Below are 12419 nucleotides of genomic sequence, written 5' to 3'. Positions count from 1 at the left end.
ATCCGCTATGCATCTAAGATTTGCAAAAACGGCATTATCGGGTCGAGATGGCCCCCGTTTGCCCAAATTTGAGGTAAAATGGCCGAAAAACCATGTTCTGTAGCTCCTAAAGCATGACGACAGCAATTGAAAAATCCACTTCTTTGGCTTCATAGCTTCTGCGGTAAAAAAGAGAAGCAATCTTCATAAGATATTTTCTTATACAATGTTTAGCACCCAAACAACGGGCTTGTCCAACAAACGGTTCAGATTGTGGTTCGTCCCTCACACAATCTAACCTTATTCGTTATGTGAAAATTCTATATGTAATTATTGAAATGGAGTTTGAAAAGAGAATAAAAAAAAAGGGCATGGTAATTTGCTTACCATTGCCCCTTAATTATTTTGGTCACAAAATGGTCACACTTCTCAGGATTCCTTCATCTGTAACTTCTCATAAGTCCTTGTTTGACAATATGGGCGATACTGGACTCGAACCAGTGACCCCTTGCTTGTCGAGCAAGTGCTCCCCGCCAGAATGTACCGTTCGGTACGGGCCGGTAGCCAACGGAGCTAATTGCCCTATGTAATATGTAATGTTGACTTCGGGCGAGGTGTGATGAAATCACGTCCGTCCGGTTAATGATTTATTCTCTAAAGCTTATTTCAAACAGCTTAAAACGTCTGAAGCAGTAACAACGTTGGTTGAAGCCTTTTTCCTGGCATATTGCCTCAGGCAGGAGTTCGGTTTTATACGTTCGTTTAAACTTGACGGAAGAATATCCCATGATGGATACTGGACTGCAACAAATCCGGAAATGGCGCGTTCAATTTCACTTGCCAATGCATCTCATTGTAAAGGAGCTTATCTTTGGTCGGCAAGGAAATATATATCCTGTTTTCCGGCAGCGTTCTGTAAAAGAGTCGATTTGCCGCAACTGCGTCTTCCGTAAATAACGATAAAGGCCAATGCTGCCAGTTTAACTGCCTTATTTATTTTGCTTATCTCTTTTTGTCTAGTCAGAAATGGTAGTTTCATAATTTCTAAGCTTGTCATACAATTGTGTTTGTCAAACATTTTACTGTTCTTGAATTCACAAGCCTGAAAATCATGATTTGAAATATTTTAATCATAGAGAAATTGCAATTTTTGAGTGCCAATATCTAAACAAAGATATACACTTGTCATTCTCTGGATGCAGCAATGCGGAATGAAGAATCTTTCTTTGTGCTCTCTGTGGCTTTGTGTGTTATCACTTTTTTTGTTTTATTACATTTGTGCTTCTCCGATCAATGTTTTATTAAACCTTGATTTTATGTAACATTTAAGATTAAATCGAAAGATCATGAAAACACTCATTTGTACTGCCACTTCGCTAGAGCTTGGAGGAGTTTTTCCATCAATAACTCAACCAGAGATTGAAACTGTGGGTAGCTGTTTTGATAGGGGAGGCTTATCTTTCTTAGTTACTGGAATCGGGGTGTTGAATACTTATGCTTCCCTGGTACGATTCCACTTGAACACTCCTGTTGGTCGAGTAGTACAAATTGGTATTGCGGGCGCTTATGCCACTGCAAGAGCTAAAGTGAAGGTCTTGGGCGCTCCGGTTATTATTGAAAAAGAGGTAATGGCCGATCTTGGTGCTGAAGATTCTGGCTCTTTTTTGACCCTGAAAGATCTTGAACTAGGTGAGATCGAACATTATATGAGTAAGGACATTACTCTTTTCAACGACTTGTTTGGGGATTCTCTGAAAAGTCTTCCCATTGTTACGGGAGCAACGGTGAATACGGCGACCGGAAAAGAGGCGACCGGAATTATGCGGGCTGAAAAATATGGTGCTGAAGTAGAATCTATGGAGGGAGCAGGGGCGTTGAAGTTTGGAGAGGACTTCGGGATTCCGGTTTTGCAGATTAGAAGCATTTCCAATATTGCCACTACTCGTGATCGGGAGAGTTGGGATATTGTCGGTGCCATAAAGTCACTGAGAATCTTGTGTGGAGTTCTATTATGAAGTTGAAGATCGGGATTTCTCCCTGCCCTAATGATACCTTTATTTTTCACGCACTTCTGAAGCAACTGATTGATGTTGGTCCATTTGAATTTGAGCTAACTTCAGCCGATGTGCAGAGTTTGAATGAAGGAGCACAGGCGGGTAATTTTGATGTTGTCAAGATCTCTTACGGGAACCTGTGGAATGTTCAGGCTATGTATGGACTCTTGTATTCCGGCGGAGCTATGGGGTTTGGATGCGGCCCTCTTTTACTCTCTACAAAATCAAACCGTCTTGACCCTGATATTCCAGTTGGAGTCCCTGGCGAAAACACTACAGCAAACGCACTTCTCAAGTTCTGGGCGGCTGGCGAAAGCATGACATATAAAACGGAATATGCTTTCTTTGATGAACTGTATAACGACTTGTTAAACGGTAACAGGGTACAGAGCCTGGTGATTCACGAGAATCGATTTACGTATGAAAAGGATGGTCTGTTTCTGATCTGTGACCTGGGTGAATATTGGGAGGGGAAGACGGAAGCTCCAATCCCACTTGGAGGTATTGTAATTCGTAGAGAATTGGGAAAAGACGTGGCAAGAAAGGTGGACGGTTTGATTCAGCAAAGTGTTGAGTTTGCCTGGGAAAATCCGGAGAAATCAAAGTCTTTTATTAAGGAACATGCTCAGGAGACCGAAGAGAGTGTTGTGAAGTCTCACATAGGTCTTTATGTGAATGATTTCTCTGCTAATATGGGAGAGAAGGGGAAAGTGGCTATAGAGCGTTTGCAGCAGTTGATTGCACCTGGGTCTGGTGAGGTGAAGTCGTTATTCGCTTATTAGACACTAATTTCACAAATTTTCACTAATTAACTATATATATTCGATGGGTTGCATTTTGGTGCTGGAGAGTGCCAGCCTTCCAGCGTTAACAAGATTTTTCAAGTTTTCTAACGGAATGGGTTTTTGTTTAAATCGCCTGATGGTACGTCTATTTATAGCAGACTCATAAATAGCCATTTTAAATCTTTACTTATTCTTACTGGTGAGTTTATTAACGGCATCATACTGTTCCATTGCTTTTTCACGCAGTCCTACTTTTATATATGCCTGGCCGAGATTATTACGCGCGCTTACATACCCGGGTTTCAGTTCAACCGCTTTCATCAGATGGTTAATTGCCAGACTGTATTTCCCCTGTTTGAGATATACATAGCCTACATTATTGTATGCCTCTGCAAAGCCGGGTTCGAGTTTAGTAGCCATATTATATTCAGCAATGGCATCATCAAACTTTTCCATCTTGAAATAGAGATTGCCAAGATTTACATGTGATTCCGGTATTCCGGGATTAAGCCCTAACGCCTTCTTGTACTCTTCCATCGCCTCATTAAACATATTATTTGTTTCGTATGCGGCGCCAAGGTTTGTATGTGCCTCTAACCAATCGGGTTTGATTTGCAGCCCTTTCTTGAATGACTCAATTGCAAGATCAAATTCCCCTTTCTGGGTATATACACAGCCAAGATTAAAATGCGCTTTTTCAAAATTAGGAAAAACGGTTATTGCCCTCTGATACTCTTCAATAGCATCATCGATCCTTCCCTGTTTCCAATGCAGTGTGCCTATATCGTAGTGTTCTTCAGCGTCTCTCAATTTGCCGCTGCAGCCGGAATTCATTGTAATAAACATAAGCGATAACATTAAAATGCCAAAAAGTGTAATTAAATTTCTTTTCATATTTATTCTTCCCATAATTGTGTGCTGAAATATCTGCTACCGGTATCAGGAAAAAGGGTGACGATTACCCCTTCATCTATTTTCCATGCCAATTCTAACGCACCTTTCATAAAAGCACCGGACGACTGACCGACAAAGAGTGCCAGTTCTTTGGCCAAAATGCTACATGTATCCTTCGCTTCCTCTGAGGTTACATGAAACCTATGGTCTTCTATAAAGTCATCATGGTAAATCTTTGGTTTAATATACTCCTCACCCATGGGTTTAAGCCCCTCAATTCCGGGGAAGTCCTCAGGTTGGATTACATAAACTTTTATGTCCGGGTTATATTCCTTCAATCTTCTGCCGACACCCATCACAGTGCCGCCTGTGCCAACTCCGCAAATAAAGTGTGTGATCCTGCCTTCAGTCTGTTCCAGGATCTCTTTTCCTGTTGTTTCATAATGGGCAATTGGATTACATTCGTTAGCGTACTGGTCCGGCATATAATATTTATCCGGATTATCTGCAAAGATCTCATGTGCTCTTCTTATCGCTTCATCATATCCCTTCATAGGGTCAGTTGAGATAATTGTTGCTCCGTAAGCCCTGATAGTCTGCATTCTCTCTTTACTGGCATTTCCCGGTATAACCAGATCCACTTCATAGCCCAATGCGGATCCTATCATTGCGTATGCTATTCCCGCATTACCTGATGTAGAATCCAGAATTACCTTGTTATGAGTAAGTTTTCCGGTCTTTATCGCATCTTTTATCATCCACAAGACAGGGCGGTCTTTTACAGACCCTCCCGGATTGAGATATTCCAGCTTAGCGTATATTTCTACTTTATCAGGTATATCGTGAGAAGTACTAACCCTTACCAGAGGAGTATTTCCGACATACCTCAAGACAGTATTCTTTATCTTCTCATCGATATCCTGGCTTTCGATCTTACCACTCATCTTTTACGTTTTCTCTATTGTAGTAAATATTTTTTCTCCATCCCTTAGTGCTTACTGCAAGCCAGCTTAAACACTTTGGATCCTGGAAATTTGCAATCGTTCATTATAGTAATGATTGTGGATATGTCAATTAAAGATACTATTTCAAGTGAATAAGATGTTGAAAATATTTTATTTTAATAAAGAATCTGCACTTATTCCAAGAATATTCCACGAATATTTATGTACTCAGGCGTTTTGTATATTGATTTCAAAGTCATACATTATTATACTTTCTCGTAATATATTTGAAATCTATACATAAATTATTAATTTAATATTTAGAGAGGCATTATGAAAAACAATCATATCTTTATTTCACACGGTGCGAAATATAACGAGCTTTTAATAACCCTGCGTAAAGGTATTGAAGACCAGGGGCTGAAAAGCGATGTTGTTCCACATGAAGAGACGTCTTCTGATGAATTGAACCCTGACACAAAAAAAGCAATTGAACAGGCAGGCGCATTTATTGCGGTGATTGGGCCGGACACGATAAATTCTCCTCAGGTCTTGAAAGAAACTAAGTACGCACTGGAAGTAAACGGTAAACAAGGAGATGATTATAAGGTAATTCCATTATTGTTGGCAGGTGTTCAGTCTGCAGAGTTAAATAAGCATTTTGGAAATGAACCATTTGGAACACAGATCCAGATTGGTCCTGGTGGTATAAATGCAACTATTTCTCAAATAGTTGCTCTGTTTAATAAAAGTCTGACTGATAAACGCGAAAGCACTCTATTTGCCGGTATAGAAAATACTCTGAAGCGACTGTCACCTGGTATTCGTGAAAAAATTAAGCCTCTGGGTGTGTTTCAGGGGGGTGGTAGTATTTCAAATATAGCAAACGTTTTAAAACTGAGCGATACTGAAAGGGATTTACTGGTTAGCGAATTACTTGAAATGAATCTCGCAAAACCAATGCCTTATGGTTTTCTGCACTTTCATCCATCTCTGTGCCCTTTTCTCCTGAGTGAATTGGATGAAACAGTACTCGATAAAAGCAGGGGGAGATGGTCAGAGTGTTTACGTCAATTGAGTGAATTTCTGTATAAGCAACAATCAGAGGATTCAAAACTTGCGGATGAACTAACACTGATGGAACTGCCTAATTTGACAAAATCCCTGGAATATGTCCAGGAGCAGGAAGTGCCTGAAGTAACTCTGGACAGGGCTACATTGCTTGAACAATTAATCGCGCATCTGGACAAACCGGATATCCTCGAAAAAGTCAAAACGATTCAGGAAGAGGAGAAGAGAAAGTCTTCAGAATGGAATCCATCAAGATTTGAAACATTAAGAGTGCAGGTTGAAAAATACCTGGAGGCAGGTAACCTCCCACAGGCTCTAAGCGTTTCGCAGGTAATGCTGGACAAGTGCTTAAAAGCCGGTGATCAAAGTTATGATGGTGCAGACCACGATACGGCAGAAGCTTATGCGCTGCTTGGACGGGTGCTCAGAATTGGAGGGGCTTCTGAAAACGCGCTTCAAGCAATTAATGAAGCGATCAAACGCTTTGAGCAGATCGCTGAGCGAAAAAATTCTGATGCTGCCGGGATATTGGTATCTGCCTCACTTGCCAAAAAAGGAGAGTGCCTCCTGGATCTAAGTCGTTTAGATGAATCAGCTGCCGCCTTTGAAGAGTGCATACGTATAGCGGGAAAATTCAATAGTAAAAAACATGCAGCAATAGGAAAAGGTCAGCTTGGTACAGTACGGTTATCTCAGGAACGATATGAAGATGCGATTAAGTCTCATGATGAGGCACGTGAAATATTTGAGGATCTTGGTGATATGAATATGGTTGCAGTTACTTATCAGCAGATGGGTGCCGTACATGAGGAAATCGGTCAATTTGAAGAAGCGGAGCAGGCTTTTCAAAAATCTCTTGCCATTTCTGAACAACAGAATAATCTGCTGGATCAGGCCAAGAACCTGGGGAGACTCGGAAGTCATTATTCGAAAATGGGCCGATCAGATGAAGCGGTAACTTTTTTACAACGATCTGCAGAGAAATATGTAGAGATTAATAACAAGGCAGATGAGGGGCGTGTTCGAGGAAATCTATCCATTACATTGATTGCACTTAAACGATACAAAGAAGCCAGGCAGGAAATCCAGCGAGCTATTGAGTGCTTTAAACCATATGGCCATAGTGTTGAACCATGGAGGGCATGGGATAAACTGCGTGATATTGAACTTGCTGATGGTAACCAGGATGCAGCGGCACAGGCACGTGAACAGGCAATCCAATTATATCTTGCGTTCCGTCGTGATGGCGGGGAGGACCAGAACCCGGGTGCAAGATTATGTACCCTGTTTGATGATGCGATGTTACAACAACCAACAGAGGAGGTGAAAAAACACCTGGACGAAGTGGCAAAAGATCCAAAAATACCGGTACAGGGTAAGCTGTTGATCTCAAAGCTGCAGTCCATCCTTACAGGTTCTCGTGAAAAGGGGTTGGCCTCAGATCCGGATTTGGACTATATCGATGCTGCCGAGATTCTGTTTTTACTGGAAAAACTGGAGATCAGGCAAAAAAAGGAAGCTGAAGGCTAAGGGTTGTTGATTCGAATATTATTACAATCTTATCTTAACAGATTGAAGGTTTTCATTCGCATTCTGGACCAAATCAACAAGTGATAATTGCAGTGGCTTTAATTTTTCTGCATCGTCTTTGGCTTCCTTGATATACCTCTTGTAGGTAGAGACAATCTCTTTCATGTTATCAGGATTCGTTTTGGAAAGGTTTGCATAAAGCATGACGGACGTGGTTTTCTGATTATTAACGGAATTGCGGGAAAATTCTTTACCATGATATTGACCAATCGGTTGTAGTGTCGATATGAGAAAAGGACCTGGACCAGTAGTGAACTGTTGCCGAATTTCTGTGTTTTCTGTTGCTTTACGCAATGTTGCCAAAAGGTACGTTGAAAGGTTTGAGTCATAAATCTCCCTGGCATAATATTGTGCTTTTGGTTTCAGACCGGTTGCCTTAAAGTAAATCTTTGCCGGCAGATAGAAAACATTAGACAGTCCCTTCTTCATCCTTCTTGTGCCGTCCTTTCCACCGTAATCTGCAGAGCCGATTACTGAGTTTAGGAGACTTAGGTAACGTTCACGGGTTTCCGGGTCAAGAGCGCCAGGGTTGTCTACTCTCCTCCCAAACAGCACATATGTGTATACCCCATAACCAGTATCTTCTTTGTCTTCTTTTGTTATCTCATCCCAGGAATAAAATTCAGGAAGTTCTGAAACGGGTTCTTCACCGGTTTTACATCCCGCAAAGAGAACCGCTATTAGCAGAAGAGCAAAAAAATATTTAAATGTATTATCCATCAGTTCCTTTTCATGCGTGTATGTGTGGGTATTTGAATTACGTTAGGATGGTATAGGTCTGATCAGATAAAAAAAGATTTCAGCTCTTTTACAATATATTGTGGTCTCTCATTATTCATGACTTTTATTGTATTTTCGGCAATCAGAGTATATCTCCTGATCAGGGCTTCCTTTGTGTCACCCGCTATGTGAGGGGTCAGGAACACATTTGAAAGTTTTCTCAATTTACTATGTTCCGGAAGAGGTTCTGTTTCATACACATCCAGAGCTGCCTTTTTCACTATACCGCTTTCTAATGACGCTATTAACTCATCCTCCTTGATTATGGCGCCCCTGGATGTATTTATTAACCATCCGAGTCCGGTATCACCAATTTTTGCTAATTCATTTTCTCCGATCATTCCTTCAGTCTTACAACTACCATGTTTTATTAAGGGAAGGAGTATGGAAACAATATCAGATTTTTCCAATAAATAATTAAAATCAACAACATCTACAAAGTCAACACCTTCATTCCCTTGCTTCTTATTGTTCCTGCATGCGATTATATTCATTCCAAATCCCCAGGCGGTTCTCGCATGTATCCTGCCGATATTACCAAACCCGATTAGGCCAAGGGTTTTCCCCGCAAGTTCAGTACCAACACCTCTATTCCATCGGCCTTCCCTCATTTCCAGACAATATTCCCTGTCATTCTTTGCTAATGCTAATATCAGGTACATTGCGTGCTCCGCGACTGATTGGGCAGTAATGCCGGGCATATTGCAGACAGGTACATTTTTCTCTCCAGCCGACTCAAGATCTATCGTGTCGTATCCTGTCCCGTACTGAAATAACCTTACTTTCTCCGCGCTCATTATCATTTCTCTGGTAATCATAGCTTTGTCCGGATACACAACATCCGCATCCACTATCTCTTTAGATATAGTGTCTACATCATGTTGGTCTCGAACAAGAACAATGTTTTCCGTAAAGCCTTCATTACTGAGCACTGATTTAATGGTCTTGACCATTAAACCGTCATCTTCTGAGCATAACAATATCTTTGCTGTTTTTGGCATCAATGTAATCAGAATAATTTAACTATAGTAGTTTACTGTTATGATAAATATTAAACAAAAGTAATTTTTCGGGTAAATAGTGGTAATATTACTTTACATCATAATGGTATGATAAAAAACAACTTAAGAGTCAATGATATCCGGCTATAAAGTATAATTGAAGACTTCTCTCTTGCCTTAATCATAGTATAGACCTTATTTCAGAAGCCTTGTTGTTGCCTCATTATTTCTTCTGTTCTGTGCGGTCATGAGTAGGTACGACAAGTACCGGACAGGTAGATCTATGTAATACGCCCTCGCTGACACTGCCAACCATCAAATGGTATACGGCACCGTGACCATGAGAACCGACAACAATCAAATCTGCATTCAACTTGCTCGCCTCATCAAGTATAACTTCAACGGCAACTCCTTGAGCAAGCAGTGGCTCTGCATCTATTCCGATAGCTCGCAGTTTTTCTACCTCGTTCTGTAGTTCTTCACACTTTTTATTAAAATCTTGAGCAACCTGGTCTGATACTGATTGCGGACGACCCGTTCCGAAACCCACAAAACCCGATTCGGGTTTTTCAGCATAGACTACCCATACCTTTGCAGATAGATCCGAAGCAAGAGTCTTTACATACTGCAAGATTTTCTGGGACGCACCAGATAAATCAACTGCAACTAACATTTTCATTTTTCGTCTCCTATCATTCATGGCAAGCACGTAATCTTATGACTTTTTCAGCCAATGTTATTATTACCTGTGAAGAAGCAATTTGTTTTACACCTTATGGCTGCTATCCGAACATGACGGTGGATAATGGTTTACAAACAAATCCCTTGATGTATCTATTATAGTATTAACCGGAAAGTTAGACTACTCTTTTATGGAGAAGTAGTAATAAAGTTTTTAAGTCTGCCAGAATTGAATAAAAGTCTTTAACACGATTCTTAATCTACTCCTTGGTAATTCCGATTGCCTTATTATTGAGAGGCTTTAATTTTCCGGATTTATAAACATGCCATCTATATTTGGACTCTATCTTCTTCCTGGTCAATAATAACCGTTCCACTTCAAAACCGTCTTCTATTGCATACACCTGCCAACCCAAATCATCTACTGATAGGGTTTCAGCTTTTTTAATTAGATATTGGTCTACGGTGCCACCTCTTGAACATGGCAGGTTTTTAACTAACTCCTTCGCCTGTTCTTCGCTTTTCACTTCGACAGGTTTTGTAAGATCACCAAACTCCCAGGTCCCATCATCGTGGAGGATGACACCTCTGCCATCTTCAGCGATAGCAGAAATATCATCTGCGCATGAAACAGTTGCTGAGATGATTATTATGAAGAATATGCTAAGTATGTTAACTGATAAGTATTTGTTCATTCATTATCTCCGGGATAGAAAAATATGATTGGTTCCAACTCTTAGCGATCTGTCCAGGTTCTTGAGATACGAGGTGTATCCTCAAGCAGCACTGCTATGTATTCTCTTCAAATTGGAATATTGGATTATCAATGCCCATGGACTGCATGAGCTTAAAAAAGCCCCCACCAACCTGTCCACCGATTACAGCAGGATGGACGTCAATGATAGCTCCAGATACTAGTTCATAGATATCTCTTGCAAATGCAATAAGTTATTATATATTTTGATTATAATAACGGATTTTATAAAATACTTGATCAGTTGCAAGTGTATTCTTTAATAGTCATCTATGTGGTTGTTTATGGTTGTTATTTAAATGTTGTTTGTCTATTTATTTGTGTATATTATGATGTCTGAAATAACTTTTTATTACCTTAATACCTCTCATTCTTAATACTTGCAGGTTTCAAATTCTTAAACGAAAAGTCTGTACAAGTTAAGCAGAAGAAAAGGTCTTGGATTGGTGGTGATCAAATGCCTGAATCTGATTACGAGTATGATCTTCTGGTACTTGGGTGTGGACCTGCCGGCCAGAAGGCGGCGCTTGCGGTCGCTAAGTTAAAGAAGAAAGTAGCGATTATTGAACCGCGCTTTCTGGGAGGCGTTTGTACCAATACAGGAACGATGCCTTCAAAAACCCTCAGAGAAGCGGCCATTCAACTCACAAATTATCGTCTGCGTTTTGTCGGTACTGCCTTTAAAGACTGTCTAAAGATGGCTGACCTGGTAAAACGTGTAAATTGGGTGATCAGGCACGAAACGGAAGTTATAGAAGAGCAGCTCAGAAGAAACGGTATAGAAATATTACCGGGATACGGAAAATTTAAGAATGGAAACACCATCAATATATTTGATAATTCTGGAAAGTTACTTCGGGAAGTAAGAACAAAGTTTTCCGTTATCTGTTCAGGCACAGCACCATTTCTCCCTGAGAATGTTCCCTTTGACGGAAGGAGTATCTTTTATACTGACAATGTTCTGAGCATAAAGGAATTGCCTGCATCTATCACCATTGTCGGGGGCGGCATTATCGGGATGGAATTCTGCAGTATATTTTCTATCCTGGGAATAAGAATCAATGTAGTGGAAAAACGACCAGAGATTCTTGCTTTTGTGGATAGAGATATACGCACTAATCTGATATCCCAACTGGATGTCCGCAATACTCAGTTTTTCTTAAATGACTCTGTCGCTTCCATCAGGAAAACCAAAGATGATCATGTCGAGATTAGATTAGACTCCGGCAAGTCTATACTAAGTCAGATGGCTCTGTTTTGCACCCATAGAGTTGTTGCCACTGGTGATTTAGGGTTAAACAAGGTGAAGGTCGATGTAGATGAAAGAGGCATGATAGTGGTGAATGATTTTTATCAAACCTCTAATAAACGCATTTATGCCGCGGGAGACGTGGTAGGACACCCACAACTCGCCTCAACTTCCTTTGAACAGGGACGTATTGCCGGGACTCATGCGTTCCGGAAAAAAGTGCCTCCAATGTCGGCACACTTTCCGGTAGGTATATATACCATTCCGGAAATTTCATTTGTTGGCCCAACAGAAGAGCAATTGTCTGCTGAACACATACCATACAGCATAGGCAAATCGTTTTTCAAAGAATCCTCCAGAGGTGTAATTATGGGGGCATTAGACGGTATGTTGAAACTTATCTTCCATCAGGAAAGCAAGAAACTATTGGCGGTACACGTAATTGGAGAAAACGCGACTGAATTGGTGCATCTTGGACAGGCCGTAATCGAGTTTGGTGGAACAATTGATTATTTCATTGATAACGTCTTTAACCATCCAACTCTCGCGGAAACCTACAAGTATGCCGCTCTTTCCGGTCTGAACCGAATGAACGACGTGTAAACTAAATTAACATAAATTTGAAATTGATAAATAA

14 protein-coding genes and 1 tRNA gene are annotated in these 12419 nt (G+C 40.6%); 4 read left to right on the top strand and 11 right to left on the bottom strand.

Annotation, left to right across the window (positions count from 1 at the left end; genetic code table 11):
- Positions 1–106: 106 nt before the first annotated feature.
- The 4 genes from SCALIN_RS22065 to SCALIN_RS08010 form a co-directional block, all read right to left on the bottom strand.
- Positions 107–268 (bottom strand): hypothetical protein, encoded by a 162-nt coding sequence (locus SCALIN_RS22065; RefSeq protein ID WP_162532133.1) that lies wholly within the window; start codon positions 266–268, stop codon positions 107–109.
- Between the two features lie 188 nt (positions 269–456).
- Positions 457–562, bottom strand: a tRNA-Val gene (locus SCALIN_RS22060).
- Between the two features lie 78 nt (positions 563–640).
- Entirely contained in the window at positions 641–823 is a 183-nt protein-coding gene (locus tag SCALIN_RS21630) for a hypothetical protein (protein WP_133111759.1), read from the bottom strand.
- A gap of 21 nt (positions 824–844) precedes the next feature.
- Positions 845–1036: an ATP-binding protein gene (locus SCALIN_RS08010; RefSeq protein WP_162532214.1), complete on the bottom strand. Its 192-nt coding sequence runs from the start codon at positions 1034–1036 to the stop codon at positions 845–847.
- 289 nt (positions 1037–1325) lie between these two features.
- On the opposite strand from SCALIN_RS08010, the gene mqnB reads away from it, so the two are divergent.
- Together mqnB and SCALIN_RS08000 are read left to right on the top strand one after the other, a co-directional pair.
- Entirely contained in the window at positions 1326–1994 is a 669-nt protein-coding gene (mqnB, locus tag SCALIN_RS08005) for a futalosine hydrolase (RefSeq protein WP_096893990.1), read from the top strand.
- A complete protein-coding gene (locus SCALIN_RS08000; RefSeq protein WP_096893989.1) occupies positions 1991–2815 on the top strand; it encodes a 1,4-dihydroxy-6-naphtoate synthase in 825 nt (274 codons plus the stop codon). Before mqnB ends, SCALIN_RS08000 begins: the two co-directional genes overlap by 4 nt.
- Positions 2816–2845: 30 nt before the next feature.
- On the opposite strand, the gene SCALIN_RS23860 is transcribed toward SCALIN_RS08000, so the two are convergent.
- Genes SCALIN_RS23860 through SCALIN_RS07985 form a run of 3 tightly spaced genes read right to left on the bottom strand, consistent with a single transcriptional unit; the run spans position 2846 to position 4656 of the window.
- Positions 2846–2992 carry a nitroreductase family protein gene (locus SCALIN_RS23860; protein ID WP_096893988.1) on the bottom strand — a complete coding sequence of 49 codons (147 nt, stop codon included), beginning with the start codon at positions 2990–2992 and terminating at the stop codon, positions 2846–2848.
- Positions 2993–3001: 9 nt separating this feature from the next.
- Positions 3002–3712: a tetratricopeptide repeat protein gene (locus SCALIN_RS07990; RefSeq protein ID WP_162532213.1), complete on the bottom strand. Its 711-nt coding sequence runs from the start codon at positions 3710–3712 to the stop codon at positions 3002–3004.
- Positions 3713–3714: 2 nt separating this feature from the next.
- The gene (locus SCALIN_RS07985; RefSeq protein WP_096893986.1) at positions 3715–4656 is read right to left on the bottom strand and encodes a PLP-dependent cysteine synthase family protein; all 942 of its coding nucleotides are present in this window, start codon (positions 4654–4656) and stop codon (positions 3715–3717) included.
- A gap of 333 nt (positions 4657–4989) precedes the next feature.
- Here SCALIN_RS07985 and SCALIN_RS07980 point away from each other — a divergent pair, with 333 nt between their 5' ends.
- Positions 4990–7257, top strand: a complete 2268-nt coding sequence (locus SCALIN_RS07980; protein WP_096893985.1) for a toll/interleukin-1 receptor domain-containing protein — start codon at positions 4990–4992, stop codon at positions 7255–7257.
- Between the two features lie 21 nt (positions 7258–7278).
- On the opposite strand, the gene SCALIN_RS07975 is transcribed toward SCALIN_RS07980, so the two are convergent.
- The 4 genes from SCALIN_RS07975 to SCALIN_RS07960 form a co-directional block, all read right to left on the bottom strand.
- On the bottom strand, positions 7279–8037 hold the full coding sequence (locus SCALIN_RS07975) for a hypothetical protein (protein ID WP_096893984.1): 759 nt from the start codon (positions 8035–8037) through the stop codon (positions 7279–7281).
- 62 nt (positions 8038–8099) lie between these two features.
- On the bottom strand, positions 8100–9050 hold the full coding sequence (locus tag SCALIN_RS07970) for an NAD(P)-dependent oxidoreductase (RefSeq protein WP_162532212.1): 951 nt from the start codon (positions 9048–9050) through the stop codon (positions 8100–8102).
- Between the two features lie 271 nt (positions 9051–9321).
- Positions 9322–9777, bottom strand: coding sequence for a universal stress protein (locus tag SCALIN_RS07965; protein WP_096893982.1), 456 nt, complete (start codon positions 9775–9777; stop codon positions 9322–9324).
- A gap of 262 nt (positions 9778–10039) precedes the next feature.
- Complete coding sequence (locus SCALIN_RS07960) at positions 10040–10474, bottom strand: hypothetical protein (protein ID WP_096893981.1); 435 nt, start codon at positions 10472–10474, stop codon at positions 10040–10042.
- A 516-nt stretch (positions 10475–10990) separates the two neighbouring features.
- Here SCALIN_RS07960 and sthA point away from each other — a divergent pair.
- Complete coding sequence (gene sthA / locus SCALIN_RS07955) at positions 10991–12385, top strand: Si-specific NAD(P)(+) transhydrogenase (protein WP_096893980.1); 1395 nt, start codon at positions 10991–10993, stop codon at positions 12383–12385.
- Positions 12386–12419 lie beyond the last annotated feature (34 nt).

The sequence above is a fragment of the Candidatus Scalindua japonica genome (assembly GCF_002443295.1).
In the GTDB taxonomy this organism is placed as follows: Bacteria; Planctomycetota; Brocadiia; order Brocadiales; family Scalinduaceae; genus Scalindua; species Scalindua japonica.
Note: the sequence above shows the minus strand (reverse complement) of the source record. Positions and strands in the feature narration are given on the sequence as shown.

Bases quoted from the DNA above. Each gene is read 5' to 3' on its own strand.
- SCALIN_RS08010 (WP_162532214.1), bottom strand. From the start codon at position 1,036: ATGACAAGCTTAGAAATTATGAAACTACCATTTCTGACTAGACAAAAA.
- mqnB (WP_096893990.1), top strand. From the start codon at position 1,326: ATGAAAACACTCATTTGTACTGCCACTTCGCTAGAGCTTGGAGGAGTT.
- SCALIN_RS08000 (WP_096893989.1), top strand. From the start codon at position 1,991: ATGAAGTTGAAGATCGGGATTTCTCCCTGCCCTAATGATACCTTTATT.
- SCALIN_RS23860 (WP_096893988.1), bottom strand. From the start codon at position 2,992: ATGGCTATTTATGAGTCTGCTATAAATAGACGTACCATCAGGCGATTT.
- SCALIN_RS07990 (WP_162532213.1), bottom strand. From the start codon at position 3,712: ATGAAAAGAAATTTAATTACACTTTTTGGCATTTTAATGTTATCGCTT.
- SCALIN_RS07985 (WP_096893986.1), bottom strand. From the start codon at position 4,656: ATGAGTGGTAAGATCGAAAGCCAGGATATCGATGAGAAGATAAAGAAT.
- SCALIN_RS07980 (WP_096893985.1), top strand. From the start codon at position 4,990: ATGAAAAACAATCATATCTTTATTTCACACGGTGCGAAATATAACGAG.
- SCALIN_RS07975 (WP_096893984.1), bottom strand. From the start codon at position 8,037: ATGGATAATACATTTAAATATTTTTTTGCTCTTCTGCTAATAGCGGTT.
- SCALIN_RS07970 (WP_162532212.1), bottom strand. From the start codon at position 9,050: ATGGTCAAGACCATTAAATCAGTGCTCAGTAATGAAGGCTTTACGGAA.
- SCALIN_RS07965 (WP_096893982.1), bottom strand. From the start codon at position 9,777: ATGAAAATGTTAGTTGCAGTTGATTTATCTGGTGCGTCCCAGAAAATC.
- SCALIN_RS07960 (WP_096893981.1), bottom strand. From the start codon at position 10,474: ATGAACAAATACTTATCAGTTAACATACTTAGCATATTCTTCATAATA.
- sthA (WP_096893980.1), top strand. From the start codon at position 10,991: ATGCCTGAATCTGATTACGAGTATGATCTTCTGGTACTTGGGTGTGGA.